At 71.6% G+C, this 13,633-nt stretch carries 12 protein-coding genes; 8 read left to right on the top strand and 4 right to left on the bottom strand.

The window, feature by feature from the left end:
- Window positions 1-14: 14 nt before the first annotated feature.
- The 3 genes from U5C87_RS12135 to U5C87_RS12125 form a co-directional block, all read right to left on the bottom strand.
- Entirely contained in the window at window positions 15-1,130 is a 1,116-nt protein-coding gene (locus U5C87_RS12135; RefSeq protein WP_330472840.1) for a PP2C family protein-serine/threonine phosphatase, read from the bottom strand.
- Between the two features lie 42 nt (window positions 1,131-1,172).
- Window positions 1,173-1,655, bottom strand: coding sequence for a ribose-5-phosphate isomerase (locus U5C87_RS12130; protein WP_330472839.1), 483 nt, complete (start codon window positions 1,653-1,655; stop codon window positions 1,173-1,175).
- 91 nt (window positions 1,656-1,746) lie between these two features.
- On the bottom strand, window positions 1,747-2,382 hold the full coding sequence (locus tag U5C87_RS12125; RefSeq protein WP_330472838.1) for a mycothiol-dependent nitroreductase Rv2466c family protein: 636 nt from the start codon (window positions 2,380-2,382) through the stop codon (window positions 1,747-1,749).
- 139 nt (window positions 2,383-2,521) lie between these two features.
- Between U5C87_RS12125 and pepN the strand changes: the two genes are divergently transcribed.
- From pepN to U5C87_RS12105, 4 genes are all read left to right on the top strand, one after another.
- Entirely contained in the window at window positions 2,522-5,095 is a 2,574-nt protein-coding gene (pepN, locus tag U5C87_RS12120; protein WP_330472837.1) for an aminopeptidase N, read from the top strand.
- A gap of 91 nt (window positions 5,096-5,186) precedes the next feature.
- The gene (locus U5C87_RS12115; protein WP_330472836.1) at window positions 5,187-6,230 is read left to right on the top strand and encodes a mechanosensitive ion channel family protein; all 1,044 of its coding nucleotides are present in this window, start codon (window positions 5,187-5,189) and stop codon (window positions 6,228-6,230) included.
- A gap of 31 nt (window positions 6,231-6,261) precedes the next feature.
- Window positions 6,262-6,648 (top strand): globin, encoded by a 387-nt coding sequence (locus U5C87_RS12110; RefSeq protein WP_052358985.1) that lies wholly within the window; start codon window positions 6,262-6,264, stop codon window positions 6,646-6,648.
- Between the two features lie 144 nt (window positions 6,649-6,792).
- A complete protein-coding gene (locus U5C87_RS12105) occupies window positions 6,793-7,443 on the top strand; it encodes a hypothetical protein (protein ID WP_330472835.1) in 651 nt (216 codons plus the stop codon).
- 45 nt (window positions 7,444-7,488) lie between these two features.
- Here U5C87_RS12105 and U5C87_RS12100 read toward each other — a convergent pair whose 3' ends face one another.
- Complete coding sequence (locus U5C87_RS12100) at window positions 7,489-7,896, bottom strand: NUDIX hydrolase (RefSeq protein ID WP_330472834.1); 408 nt, start codon at window positions 7,894-7,896, stop codon at window positions 7,489-7,491.
- A gap of 239 nt (window positions 7,897-8,135) precedes the next feature.
- Here U5C87_RS12100 and U5C87_RS12095 point away from each other — a divergent pair, with 239 nt between their 5' ends.
- From U5C87_RS12095 to U5C87_RS12080, 4 genes are all read left to right on the top strand, one after another.
- On the top strand, window positions 8,136-9,890 hold the full coding sequence (locus tag U5C87_RS12095; protein ID WP_330476686.1) for a glycoside hydrolase family 13 protein: 1,755 nt from the start codon (window positions 8,136-8,138) through the stop codon (window positions 9,888-9,890).
- Window positions 9,891-10,023: 133 nt separating this feature from the next.
- Window positions 10,024-10,377: a hypothetical protein gene (locus U5C87_RS12090; RefSeq protein WP_330472833.1), complete on the top strand. Its 354-nt coding sequence runs from the start codon at window positions 10,024-10,026 to the stop codon at window positions 10,375-10,377.
- On the top strand, window positions 10,374-13,133 hold the full coding sequence (locus tag U5C87_RS12085) for a hypothetical protein (protein WP_330472832.1): 2,760 nt from the start codon (window positions 10,374-10,376) through the stop codon (window positions 13,131-13,133). The genes U5C87_RS12090 and U5C87_RS12085 overlap by 4 nt, the downstream gene beginning before the upstream one ends.
- Window positions 13,130-13,567, top strand: a complete 438-nt coding sequence (locus tag U5C87_RS12080) for a hypothetical protein (RefSeq protein WP_330472831.1) — start codon at window positions 13,130-13,132, stop codon at window positions 13,565-13,567. Before U5C87_RS12085 ends, U5C87_RS12080 begins: the two co-directional genes overlap by 4 nt.
- The last annotated feature ends 66 nt before the right edge of the window (window positions 13,568-13,633 follow it).

The following is a 13,633-nucleotide window of genomic DNA, read 5'->3' as shown; positions in this document are numbered from 1 at the left end:
TCACCCTCTTCGCGTCAGGTGCGCCAGATGGTCACGACGGCGCGGTCGTCGCCCAGACCGGCCGCGGCCTGGTCGCAGAGGCGCTGGGCGAGGCCCTCGAAGCCGGTGCGGATGAACGACTCGGCCCGGCCGAGCATGCGGTCGATGCCGTCGACGAGCGCCTTGTCGCGGGCCTCGATGACCCCGTCGCTGTAGAGCACGAGCGCGTCGCCGCGGCGGATCGTGCCGGTCTCGCGGGGGTACTCGGCCTGCTCGATGACCCCGAGCAGCGGCCCGCGGCCGCCCGACAGCATCCGCCACCGGCCCGAGCCGGCGGCGAACTGCGCGGCAGCCGGGTGGCCGGCGTACCCGATGGTGAAGTCGCCGGTCTCGAGGTTGACGGCGACGTGGACCGCGGTGGCGAAGCCCTCGGGCCAGCGCAGCCGCAGCAGGTGGTTGTTGGCGGACTGGAGGAAGCCGCCCTCGCTCATCTCGCCGAGCAGCCCACCGAGCGCGCCGGAGAGCAGCAGCGACCGGGTGCCGGCGTCGCGGCCCTTGCCGGAGACGTCGACGAGGGCGATCTCGAGGGTGACGCCGTCGGTCGAGCGGCTCGCGACGACGAAGTCGCCGGCGAAGCCGTCGCCGTAGGCCGACTCGAGCGCGACCTCGGCGCCCCACTGGCGCGGGAGGGGAGGCAGCTCGCCCTGCGCGCGGAGTCGGTCACGCATGTCGACGAGCATCGACTCGCCGCTCACCCCGACGACGCCCACCTGGGCGCGTGCGTGCGAGAGCCACAGCATGAGCATCATCGTGGCAACCGTGACGACCTGCGCGCCGGTGGTCGTCGTCTTCTGCTCCCCGAGGTACGCGCCGAGGATGGCCATGGCCAGGAAGAGCCCGATGTAGACGACGAGCAGCAGCCGGGGCTCGAGGAAGAGTCCCGCGAGCACGACGATGAAGCCGTAGACCCCCCACGGCACGCGGTCGGGCCAGATAGCGACGGCGACCGTCGCGGCGACGCTGAGCGCGAGGAAGGCGCCGACAAGCACCCACGGGGCACGGCTCAACCACGGACCCAGCAGCCGGAGGCGCCGGATCGGGCCGGCAGCGTACGGGGAGCGCCGAGAGACGACGCTCTCGTTGTAGGCCACGTGCCTCCCTAGCGATGGAGGGGGACGGTGGACGGCATGCGGTCAGCGCACGTCCGAGTCCGGCAAAGCCGGCAAGTCCCCCGTGTTCTCGTACGCGGAAACCATACCCAGACGGCGGCTGTGCCGCGCCTCATCGGTGAACTTCGTCGCGACGAAGGTGTCGACGATCTCCTTGGCCAGGTCCTCCGCGGTGAAGCGCGCCCCGATGGAGACGACCTGGGCGTCGTTGTGCTCGCGCGCCAGGCTCGCCAGCTCGGTGCTGTAGGCGAGGGCCGCGCGGATCCCGGCGACCTTGTTGGCGGCGATCTGCTCACCGTTGCCCGACCCGCCGAGCACGACCCCGAGGGAGCCCGGCTCGGCCGCGACCGCCTCGGCCGCGCGGAGCACGAAGACCGGGTAGTCGTCCTGGGCGTCGTAGCCGAACGGGCCGTGGTCGACGACGTCGTGGCCGGCCTCGCGCAGGTGCGTCAGGAGCGTCTGGTGGAGGTCGTATGCCGCGTGGTCGCCGCCGATGTGGATGCGCATGTCCGTCCTTGGGTGCGTCGAGGGTGGTGCCGGGATTGGTGCGAGGTTGGTGCGGAGTTGGTGCGAGGAGGTGCGGAGGGGAAGAGCCGCGTCAGGTGAAGATGGGGCCCTCGGTGCGGCTGCGCTTCAGCTCGTAGAAGCCGGGCGTGCCGGCGACGAGGACGCAGCCGTCCCACAGGCGGGCGGCGGCCTCTCCCTTGGGGGCCGGCGTCACCACGGGGCCGAAGAAGGCGACACCGTCGACGGCGATGATCGGCGTGCCGACGTCGGTACCGACGAGGCTGATGCCGCGCTTGTGGCTGCGGTGCAGGGCTGCGTCGAACTTCTTGTGGTGGGCGTCCTTGGCGAGCGCCGCGGGCAGGCCGACCTCCTCCAGGGACTCGCGGATGACCTGGTCGAAGTCGTTCATCCTGCGCAGGTGGATCCGGGTGCCCATGGCGTCGTAGAGCGGCTTGACGACGGAGTCACCGTGGGCCTCGGCGGCGGCGATGATGACGCGCACCGGTCCCCAGGCCTCGTCCATGCGCGCGCGGTAGGCGGCGTCGAGGTCGTGTCGGTGCTCGTTGAGGACGGCGAGGCTCATGACCGACCACGTGACGTCGATCTCGCGGAGCGTCTCGACCTCCATGAGCCAGCGGGACGTCATCCACGCCCACGGGCACATCGGGTCGAACCACATCTCCACGGGGGTGCGGCTCGTGCTGGGGCTGTCGTTCACATCGGCCATGCGGCCCATCATGGCACTGCCCGCCGCGGCCCCATTGCGGTGGTGGACCGGTCGGGGTTCCGTGCGAGGATGGCCCGCGACGACGCCGTCCGACCGACGCTCCGTCGTGCCCACAGCACCCTTCCCAGGAGGTCCCTACGTGCCCGGCAAGAACCTGACCCGCGACGAGGCGGCGAGCCGCGCCGACATCCTGCGCGTCGACTCCTACGACGTCCGTCTCGACCTCACGACGGGTCCGGAGAACTTCCACACCGTCACCACGGTCACGTTCACCTGCTCCGAGCCCGGCGCCGACTCGTTCATCGACCTCATCGCCGACTCCGTCGAGAAGGTGACGCTCAACGGCGTCGACCTCGACCCGGCCGAGGTCTTCGCCGACTCGCGGATCGCCCTGCCGGGCCTGGCCGCCGAGAACGAGCTGACCGTCGACGCGACCGGCCGCTACACCAACACCGGCGAGGGGCTGCACCGCTTCGTCGACCCGGTCGACAACGAGGTCTACCTCTACACGCAGTTCGAGGTCCCGGACTCGCGGCGCATGTACGCCGTGTTCGAGCAGCCCGACCTCAAGGCGTCCTTCCGCTTCACGGTGACCGCGCCCGCGCACTGGAAGGTCATCAGCAACTCCCCCACGCCCACCCCGGAGGCCGCCGGCGTGGCGGACGGCGTCGAGCGCGCGACGTGGTCGTTCGAGCCGACGAAGCGCATCTCCTCCTACATCACGGCGCTCATCGCGGGGCCATACGACGAGGTCCGCGACGAGGTCTCGACCCGCAAGGGCGTCGTGCCGCTCGGTGTCTTCTGCCGCAAGTCGCTGACGCAGTACCTCGACGCCGACAACATCTTCGACTGCACCAAGAAGGGCTTCGCGTTCTTCGAGGAGGAGTTCGACCAGCCGTACCCCTTCGAGAAGTACGACCAGATCTTCACGCCCGAGTACAACATGGGCGCGATGGAGAACGCCGGGGCCGTGACCTTCGTCGAGGTCTACGTCTTCCGGTCCAAGGTCTCCGAGGCCAAGATCGAGCGCCGGGCCCTGACGATCCTGCACGAGCTGGCCCACATGTGGTTCGGCAACCTCGTGACGATGAAGTGGTGGGACGACCTCTGGCTCAACGAGTCCTTCGCCGAGTGGGCGTCGACGACGTGCCAGGCCGAGGCCACCGAGTGGACGAGCGCGTGGACGACGTTCGGCACCGCGGAGAAGGCGTGGGCCTACACCCAGGACCAGCTCTCCTCGACGCACCCGATCGCCGCCGACATGCGCCACCTCGAGGACGTCGAGGTCAACTTCGACGGCATCACGTACGCCAAGGGCGCGTCCGTGCTCAAGCAGCTCGTCGCGTACGTCGGCCGTGAGCCGTTCGTCGCCGCGCTGCGCGAGTACTTCCGCAAGCACGCGTGGGGCAACACCACCCTCTCCGACCTGCTCGGTGAGCTCGAGAAGGCCTCGGGCCGCGAGCTGACCGAGTGGAGCAAGCTGTGGCTCGAGACGGCCGGCGTCAACACGCTGCGCCCGGTCTTCGAGGTCGACGCCGACGGTCGCTACAGCTCGTTCGCGATCACGCAGACCGCGACCGAGGAGTACCCGACGCTCCGTCCCCACCGCATCGGCGTCGGGCGGTATGCCGTCCGGTCGGGCGACGCGGGCGACGTGCTCGAGCGCATCGGCTACGACGAGGTCGACATCGCCGGCGAGCGCACCGACCTCGCCGAGCTCGTCGGCCAGGAGCAGCCTGACCTGCTGCTGCTCAACGACGACGACCTCGCCTACGGCAAGATCCGCCTCGACGAGCGCTCGCTCGCGACGGCGCTCTCGCTGCCCCGTGGTTTCCAGGACTCGCTCCCCCGCTCGCTCGTGCTCGGCGCGACGTGGGACATGACCCGCGACGGCGAGATGCCGGCCCGCGACTTCGTGCGCTTCGTGCTCGAGTCGATGCCCGGCGAGACCGACTCGACGCTGCTGCGCGTGCTGCTCGGCCAGGTCTCGACGGCGGCCCGGCTCTACACCGCTCCGGAGCACCGCGCCGAGGTCTCGGCCCTTCTGACGTCCTCGCTGCGCTCCCTGGCCGAGACGGCCGAGGCAGGCAGCGACGCCCAGTTCCAGCTCGTCGAGGCGTGGGCCGCGGCGACGTCCGACCCGGCGGACGAGGCGCGTCTGCGGGCACTGCTCACCGGCGCCGAGTCGCTGCCGGGCCTGACCGTCGACACGGAGCTGCGCTGGACCTTCATCAAGGCCCTCGCCGCCCTCGGGGTCGCCGACGAGGTCGAGATCGCCACCGAGCTCGACCGCGACCCGACGGCCACGGGCAAGGAGCGGGCCGCCGAGGCCCTCGCCGCCCGTCCCACCGCCGAGGCCAAGGCCGACGCGTGGGCCAAGGCGGTCGAGCGCAACGACCTGTCCAACCAGATGGTCGAGGCCGTCAGCGCCGGCTTCCGCCGCAGCTCGGACCTCTCGCTGCTCGAGCCCTACGTGGAGAAGTACCACGCGATGCTCGTCGACGCGTGGGCGCAGCGCAGCGTCGCCATCGGTGAGCGTGTCGTCGGCGGCTTCTACCCGTTCTCGCTCGCGAGCCAGGAGCTCAAGGACGCCTCCGACGCCTGGCTCGCCGCCAACCCGGACGCGGCCCCCGGCCTGGTGCGCACCGTCGCCGAGAACCGCGACACCATCGCGCGGGCCCTCGTCGCCCAGGAGCGCGACCGCCGCGCCTGAGCGCTTCCGTGCGGGGCCGTCCGATCCGGGCGGCCCCGCACGGGCGCTCCACCTGCCCCCCTCCACCTGACCCTCCCCTGACTGAGACCCTGTGATCGACGCCTTCACGAACCTGACCGCTTCCCTGCCCCGCGCCCTCGCCCTCACCCCGAGGACGTCCACCCCGACGCCGAACCCGACGCCGAGTCCGTCTCCCTCGCAGGAGCTGCCCGTGAACCTCTCGATGCCCGACCTGACCGGCCTCACGTGGGCCGGCGTCGGCGACTGGCTCGTGGGCACCCCGCTGCTCGTCCTCACCGTGCTCGTCGTCGGACTCGTCGCCCGCTTCGTGCTGCACCGGCTCATCGACCGGGTCGTCACGACGGCCACCTCGCGGCGGGCCGAACGCCTCGCGGCCATCCCCGGCGCCGGCCGCGCGCTGCAAGCGGTCGGGGTCGCCAACGTCCGCCACGTCCAGCGCACCCAGACGATGGGCGCCCTGCTCAAGAGCATCACGACGTTCATCGTGCTCGGCATCACCGCCCTGACGATCCTCTCCCTCGTCGGCATCCCCCTCGGTCCGATGCTCGCCTCGGCGAGCGTCGGCGGCGTCGCGCTCGCGTTCGGCGCGCAGAGCCTCGTCAAGGACTTCCTGTCCGGCGTCTTCATGATCGTCGAGGACCAGTACGGCGTCGGCGACGTCATCGACACCGGCGAGGTCGTCGGCACCGTCGAGAACGTGTCGCTGCGCGTCACCCAGCTGCGCGATGCCGGCGGCATGACGTGGTACGTCCGCAACGGCGAGATCATCCGCATCGGCAACAAGACGCAGGGCTGGTCGACCGCCATCGTCGACATCCCGGTCGCCTACGACCAGGACGTCGAGAAGGCGATCTCCGTCATCCGTGAGGTCGTCAGCGTCATGGACGACGACGACGCGTTCAAGGACATCCTGCTCGAGGAGCCCAACGTCGTCGGGGTCGAGTCGATCGCCAACGGCGCCATCACCCTGCGCGTCATCGCCAAGACGATCGCCAACGAGCAGTTCGGCGTGCAACGCGAGATCCGCGAGCGCGTCAAGATGGCCTTCGACCGGGCCGGGGTGCGCAGCCCGATGCCCATGATGCCGCCCTACGGCGGGACGGGCGCGAAGTGAGCACGACCGCCGCTCTGGGAGACTGTCCGGCGTGACGTACTACGACGACTTCGGCGGCCACGAGACCTTCGACAAGCTCGTGCGCGAGTTCTACCGAGGCGTCGCCGAGGACGAGCCGCTGCGCGCGCTCTATCCCGAGGAGGACCTCGGGCCAGCCCAGGAGCGTCTGCGGATGTTCTTCGAGCAGTACTGGGGCGGCCCGACGACCTACTCCGAGCAGCGGGGCCACCCCCGGCTGCGGATGCGTCACATGCCGTTCCAGGTCACGCCCGACATGCGCGACCGCTGGCTGCTGCACATGATGAACGCCGTCGACACCCTCGAGCTCTCAGCCGAGAACGACGACCGCCTGCGCGACTACCTCACGCGGGCGGCATACTCCCTCGTCAACGCGCCCGGCCCCGACGGCACCTTCTGACGTCGAGCTGACGTCGGGCCGCCCCAGGGACTCACAGCAACTCACAGCCCATTCACGGCTCGACGGTGCCGGCCCGGGTGTTCTCTGGACCCAGGTGAATCCACGCTCGGGCGCACGCCCGGCGACCACGACGGAGGGACGCACATGGTGTCGATCAACGGCAAGCCGCTCAACAGGAAGGCGGCTGGCATCGCCGCCGTCGGCGCGGCTGCGGCCGTCATCGGGCTGGGCGTCACCCAGGTGGCCCGCGCCGACGACGCGACCACGACGACCCCCACGCCTTCGGCGACCTCGACCCAGGGCGACCCCAACAAGGGCACGACCGACGGCGCCCCCGGGATGCCCGGCAACGGCAGGGGCTGGGGCCCCGGCGGTCGCCACGGAGGCGGCCCGGGGATGGGGATGGGCATGGGGATGGGCAAGGGTGCGGACCTCTCGGCACTCGCCACGAAGCTCGGCGTCGACCAGAGCAAGCTCGAGGACGCCCTCAAGGCCGTGCGCGACGAGCTGCGGGCCGGCCGCACCCCCGGCAAGCCCCCGACGACCAAGCCGGACCCGGCGACGATGCAGGACGAGCTGGCCACGAAGCTCGCGAGCAAGCTCGGCATCGACGCCGCCAAGGTCAAGGCGGCCTTCGCAGACCTCCGGGCCGCTCATGAGGCCGACGAGACAAAGGCGTTCGACGACCGGCTCGCGCAGGCCGTCAAGGACGGCAAGCTGACCCAGGCCGAGGCGGACGCCGTGAAGAAGGCGGCCAAGGCCGGCGTCATCGGCATGCACGACGGGCCACGCTGACCGAGCCTTCCGACGAGGGCGTCCCCGTCTCGGCGGGGGCGCCCTTCAGCGTGCGGCGAGGTGGGCTCGCAGCGAGGGCACGACGTGGTTGCGCAGCAACGGCGCCAAGTCGGCGGGCAGGTCGTCGTCGAGACCCAACCAGCGCTGCTCGGCGATCTCGGCGAGGGGCTCCGGGGCGTCCTCGGGCCGCAGGTGCGTGACGTAGACGGTCGCGTCGACCCACGCGTCCGGCTCGTTGGCGGCGACGTCGTGGAAGCGCCCAAGGGGCTCGCCGACCCCCGAGACGTCGACGCCGACCTCCTCCATGACCTCGCGGACGGCTGCTTCTCGAGCGCTCTCCCCCGGGTCGATCTTGCCGCCGGGCAGCATGAACCGGCTCGACCCGGACTTGCGGACGGTGAGCAGCCGCCCGTCGCGAACGAGGCAGAACGCAGCAGTCACGAAGGTCGTCATGAACCCGACCGTAGTGCCGGGCGGGGGCGGGCTCGCAGGGCACCCGCGACCGCGGGCCCAAGCGCTGGACGGTGGGCCCAGGCGCTCGACCGCGGTCCACGAGCGACGCGTTGCAAGAAGTTGCAGAAATTTCTTTGAGTTTTCGGTCCGATGAGGAACGATGGTGGCCCGTGACGCCATCAGCAACCCAGACCCTCAACGACTCCGAGCTCGTGTCCGCGCTCGACTCGACGCACGACGTGGTGATTCGCGAGGACGCGACCCCCGTGCACGCCGCGGACCGCCCGGACGCCGCCTGGTGGCGGCACGCGGTCATCTACCAGATCTACCCGCGCTCGTGGGCCGACGCCGACGGTGACGGCATCGGCGACCTGCCCGGGATCACCTCCCGGCTGCCGCACCTGCGCGCCCTCGGCGTCGACGCGATCTGGCTCTCGCCGTTCTACACCTCGCCGCAGGCCGACGCCGGCTACGACGTCGCCGACTACCGCGACATCGACCCCATCTTCGGCTCGCTCGCCGACGCCGACACGATGATCGCCCGGGCGCACGAGCTGGGCCTCAAGGTCATCGTCGACATGGTGCCCAACCACTCCTCCGACGAGCACGAGTGGTTCAAGGCTGCCCTCGCCGCCGGTCCGGGCTCGGCCGAGCGCGAGCGCTACATGTTCCGCGAGGGCCGCGGCGAGCACGGCGAGCTGCCCCCGAACAACTGGGAGTCCGTCTTCGGCGGCGCCGCCTGGACGCGGGTCACCGAGGCCGACGGCACGCCGGGCCAGTGGTACCTGCACATCTTCGACACGAAGCAGCCCGACTTCAACTGGGAGCACCCCGAGGTGCGCGCCGAGTTCGAGTCGATCCTGCGCTTCTGGCTCGACCGGGGCGTCGACGGCTTCCGTGTCGACGTCGCGCACGGCCTCATCAAGGAGCAGGGCCTGCCCGACACCGAGGAGGAGCGCACGACGATGCTCGGTCACGCCGAGCACGAGCGCGCTGAGGGCGAGCACGCCCCGGCCGAGGAGGCGCCGCGCATCGACCACACGAAGCGCAGCCCGATGTGGGACCAGGACGGCGTCCACGAGATCTACCGCGCCTGGCGCAAGATCCTCGAGTCCTACGGCACGCCCGACCGCATCCTCTGCGCCGAGGCCTGGGTCGAGCCGCAGGAGCGCGCCGTCGCCTACGTCCGCCCCGACGAGATGCACCAGGCGTTCAACTTCGACTTCCTCACGGCCTCGTGGATCGCCGAGGACCTGCGTGCGGTCATCACCTCTTCGCTGCACGCCGCCGACTCGGTGGGCGCGCCCTCGACCTGGGTGCTGTCCAACCACGACGTCGTGCGCCACGCGTCGCGTCTGGGCTACGCCCCCGGCACGCCGCGGATGAACGGCATCTCGGCCACCGACCCGCAGCCCGACCGCGCGCTCGGCCTGCGCCGCGCCCGCGCGGCCACGGCCCTGATGCTCGCGCTGCCCGGAGGCGCCTACATTTACCAGGGCGAGGAGCTCGGTCTGCCGGACTCGACCGACATGCCGGCCGAGTTCCGCCAGGACCCGACCTTCGCCCGCACGGCCGGCGCCGAGACGGGCCGCGACGGCTGCCGCGTGCCGATCCCATGGTCGGCCGACGGGCCGTCGCTGGGCTTCGGTCCGAGCGCCAGCACCTGGCTCCCCCAGCCCGACGTCTACGCCGACTACGCCGTCGACCGGCAGGAGGGCGTGGCCGGGTCGACGCTCGAGCTCTACCGCTCGCTCCTCGCCGCGCGCCGCGAGCTCTCGCTCGGCACGGGCTCGCTCACGTGGGTGCAGGGGTATGCCGCTGACGTCGTCGCGCTGACCAACGGCTCGTCCCAGCACGGCCGGGTGCTCGTTGTGGCGAACCTCGGTGCAGACCCCGTCGCGCTGCCCGAGGGCGCCGAGGTCATCGTCGCCTCGGGTCCGCTCGAGGCCGGCCTCGTCCCGACCGACACGACGGTGTGGGCCCGCTGGTCCTGACGCATCTGAAGGTGGCTGCCTGAATGGCCACCAGCACGTGAGGCCCCTGTCCTTCGGGACGGGGGCCTCACGGCATACCCAGGCCTGTGGATGACGGCCGGGGCGACGCGGCTGGCTCTCCTACGGTCGGTGCATGACGCGCTACTCCTTCGACACCCACGGGGTGTCCAGCGCGCGTCTGGCCCTCTCGCACGACCCTGCCGAGCTGAGCACCTGCGCGTCGGCCGTGGCCTCTGCCGGGGCGTCCGCCGCGGTCGCCCTGGGCGACGAGGCCGACGGTTTGAGGACCGCGATCGAGCGGTTCCACGTCGTCCACGCCCACGCCTTCGACGCCCTGGCCGACGCGGCGGCTGCCCTCGGTGACCGGCTGGACAGGTCGACCCTGGAGATGCGCTCGGTCGAGCTGCTCGTCACCGCGGGCTTTTCAGCCGTCACCACGGACGTGTCTGCAGCACATGGCGATTCGACTCGGCCGGAACTGCGGTGAGCCGGGCACCCGAGGTCGGGCACTCGGCCGCAGCGATCGCCGGAGAGCTCGCGCTGCCGCTGCCGTCCGGGGATGTCGCCGGCCTGCGCTCCGCGGCGCGGTCGCTCGACCGGGCAGCCGCACGCGCCCGCGCGACCACGACAGTGCGCGGCACGCTGGGACCTCGCCTCGGTGCGGTGTGGACCGGTGAGGCCGCTGCGGCGGCCAGGGTCGAGGCCGACGAGCTGGGCGCTCGGGCGCGCCTGGTGGTCGAGGCGCTCCCCGGCGCGTCCCGGTCCCTGCTGACGTATGCCGCGGCGCTCGAGCACGCGGTCGCCCGAGTGCGGTCGCTGCAACGGCAGTGGGACGCGCTCGACGCCGAGCACGCCCTGGCCGTCCTCCGGCTCGCGGCGCTGCCCGACCCGACGGGGGCTGTCGGCGTGCTGGGTGCCGAGCGAGCACGGTCCGACCAGCTCATGGGGCGGGCACGGCTCAGCCGTTCCTACGCCGGCGTCGTCCAGGAGCTGCGCGCGACCGCTCGGCGGTGCGCGGGACTCGTGGCCGCGGTCACCGACACGACGTTGCCGGCCGGTACGGCGACCAGCGCAGCAGCCGTGCGGACCGTCGTGACCGGCGGCCTCTGGTTCGCCGACGGAGCGGTCGCGGCACGGGCGTCGCGAGACGCGGCGATCGCCGACGGGTTGCTGGCGCGGCGGCTCATGGCCGCTGCCGCACCCGTCGGCGGCGGGCTGGCCTCGGCTGGCGACATCGATGCTCTGACCGCCAGGCTCCGGTCGCGGGGCGAGGACCCGGTTTACGCGCAGGCCCTGATGTCCGAGCTCCGCGGCGACGGGCTGTCCCGACTGCTCATGGCGGCGGGCGTGGCGCAGACGGCGTCCGGGGCGAAGGTCGACCGGGTGCGTGCTCTGTTGGGCGCCCTCGGCTCGCTCGTCGTCACGGCGACGAGCCACGCGGCGCCGGCCGGCACCGACCCACGGACCCGCGCCCAGCTGGCTTCAGGTGCAGCCCTGCTGGCCGACGAGCTGGTCGCCGGCCTCGACACCGTGCACACCGACCCGAGTGGCGGCCGCGCTTCGGGCACCTGGCTGCTCGGTCAGCTGCTCACGGGCGCGCGAGCCACGGGTGATGACCGACGTCTCCCGGCGCGTCTGGCGCGACGAGCCGCGGCTGCGGCAGCCGCCTCGGAGATCGCCGAGACCCGTGATGCCGACACCGCCCTCAGCCACGGCAGCACGCTGCTGCCCGACGCCGGACAGTCGTTCTCGTCGTGGTTCGACGACGCCGCCGAGACCGGCGACGCGCTCCACGTCCTGCTCGGGCACGTCGGCGATGACCCTTCTGCCGCGGCCGCCCTGCTGGCCGAGCCGCTCCCCGACTCCGCAGTCGCCGGACGCGCACTCACCAACTCTCGCGGTGACCGGCTCACGGTCGGCGAGCACCTCGTGCGACGGTGGATCACCCACGAGGCCAACGGGATCGAGACACATTCCGACCTCGGGCTCGCCTCGGACGCCGACCTGAGATCACTGCTGATGAGCGCCTCATCGGCTGCGGCGGACGGCACAGACGGCGAGGCGATGGGGATGGCCGAGACCCGGGCTCGCATCATGCTCGAGGTCTCGCGCACGAGCCGCTTCGCGATGCTCGACGCCTCCACCACACGGATCTACTCCCGCGCCACAGCGCCGCTGGAGACCCTCGTCGTCGAGTGGCTCTCCGCGATGCGCGACAACGTCGACCTCGCACTGACCACGCCCACCCTCGGGGCCCCGGCAGCGCGGTACGCCGCGCCCACCTCGACCGGAGCGCAGCCCTGGCTGGACACGCACGAGCTGACCGGAATCGTCGGCGCCTTGGCCGTCGACACCGGGATGGGCCTGCACGCCAGGGAGACCGGCGCGGCATACGACCGCCTCGTCGAGCACGAGCTCGATCAAGCCCGACGCTCGGTGCAGGCTGGGTACGACGTGGTGCGCCTCGGGTTCTTCGACCAGTCCGCGTCCGCCGCGCTCGTCGACGTGGCTCGACGTCAGGACGTGCTCAACCGGAGGGCCTGGCAGGGACTCGCGGAGGCGGCGCATGTCATCGCGATGATCTTCCGGGGCGGAGTCACGGGGCTGTTCTCCACGGCGCAGACGTACGCCGAGGGCGGGACGCTGCGCACCGCCCTGGACGACCTGGTCATCTCGATGGTCCGCTCCAACGTCGAGCTCGCCCAGACCGAGCGCAACGACACCCGTCGCTCGGAGCTGGCGAACCGCATCGCGGCGATCACCGGCACCCGCGACACCGTCCTTCCCGCCATGGCCGTCGGGGCAGCGCGGGGCCCGGCGCTGCCCACGGCCGAAGCCCTGCGCACGGCCCGCGCCGCCGAGATCCACGCTGCAGCCGAGGCCGCCCTTCAGGAGGCCGAGTCCGGCTCAGGGTCCACGGCCGTCGACCGGCTCAAAGATCGCCTGGGCCCCACGGACCGGGTCCCCGTGATCGCGTCACGGGGGACGATTCCGGAGCTGGAAAAGCTGCCACGCGGTAGGTCGCGAGGCGTGCTCATGGTTCCTGACGAACAGTCTCTCCGCAATCTGTTCGACCGGTTGACCGTGGGCGCCACGCGACGCATGCGGCCAGGCTACGCCGGCGAATGGTTCGAGCGTCCTGACGGCATCCAGGTGGGCCTGCGGGTCAGCTCGCGCAGCGGCGGTGCGACGATCGACGTGCGCTACGCCGACGACCAGATACGGAAGGTCCACATCCAGTGACGCTCGAACATCCACAGCGGTCAGTCGTCGAGGACTTGCTCCTCGGAACGATCTACGACTGGATCGACCTCGGGCTCGTCCGGTCCACCGTTCGAGAGATGCTGGGGGTCGAGGACCCCGCTGAGCTCCACGTGGCCGTCATGGAGGTCATCACGCAGCTCATCGGGGAAGGCTTCGTAGCGGCCGGAGACGTCGACCGGGACGGCTTTCACGCGTGGGACTGCACCCGGAGCCAGGCCATCTCCCGCATCGACCTCCAGTGGCGCGCAGAGCCCGAACCTGAACTGTGGCCCTTCCAGGTCGCAGCGCTCGCCCCGACTCGTCGAGCCCTCGACATCATCGAGTCGGTGATGTCACGCGAAGGAGACGACGGCTCCTGGCGGGAACGCATGTCGCGCACCCCCCTGGCACTTCCTCACGCCGACGGCGAATGACGGTTGCTCGCCCGCGCTCGTGCGTGACCTCACGGAACTGACCTCCGGACCCTGCCAACTCGTTCG

Origin of the sequence: Terrabacter sp. C0L_2 (assembly GCF_036352015.1) — a bacterium.
In the GTDB taxonomy this organism is placed as follows: Bacteria; Actinomycetota; Actinomycetes; order Actinomycetales; family Dermatophilaceae; genus Terrabacter; species Terrabacter tumescens.
The sequence above is the reverse complement of the archived record's forward strand: the minus strand, read 5'-3'. Positions and strand labels throughout refer to the sequence as shown.

Excerpts from the sequence above, each read along its gene's own strand:
- U5C87_RS12100 (WP_330472834.1), bottom strand. The coding sequence starts at position 7,896 with ATGACGACCTTCGTGACTGCTGCGTTCTGCCTCGTTCGCGACGGGCGG.
- U5C87_RS12090 (WP_330472833.1), top strand. The coding sequence starts at position 10,024 with ATGACGCGCTACTCCTTCGACACCCACGGGGTGTCCAGCGCGCGTCTG.
- U5C87_RS12105 (WP_330472835.1), top strand. The coding sequence starts at position 6,793 with ATGGTGTCGATCAACGGCAAGCCGCTCAACAGGAAGGCGGCTGGCATC.
- U5C87_RS12130 (WP_330472839.1), bottom strand. The coding sequence starts at position 1,655 with ATGCGCATCCACATCGGCGGCGACCACGCGGCATACGACCTCCACCAG.
- U5C87_RS12125 (WP_330472838.1), bottom strand. The coding sequence starts at position 2,382 with ATGGCCGATGTGAACGACAGCCCCAGCACGAGCCGCACCCCCGTGGAG.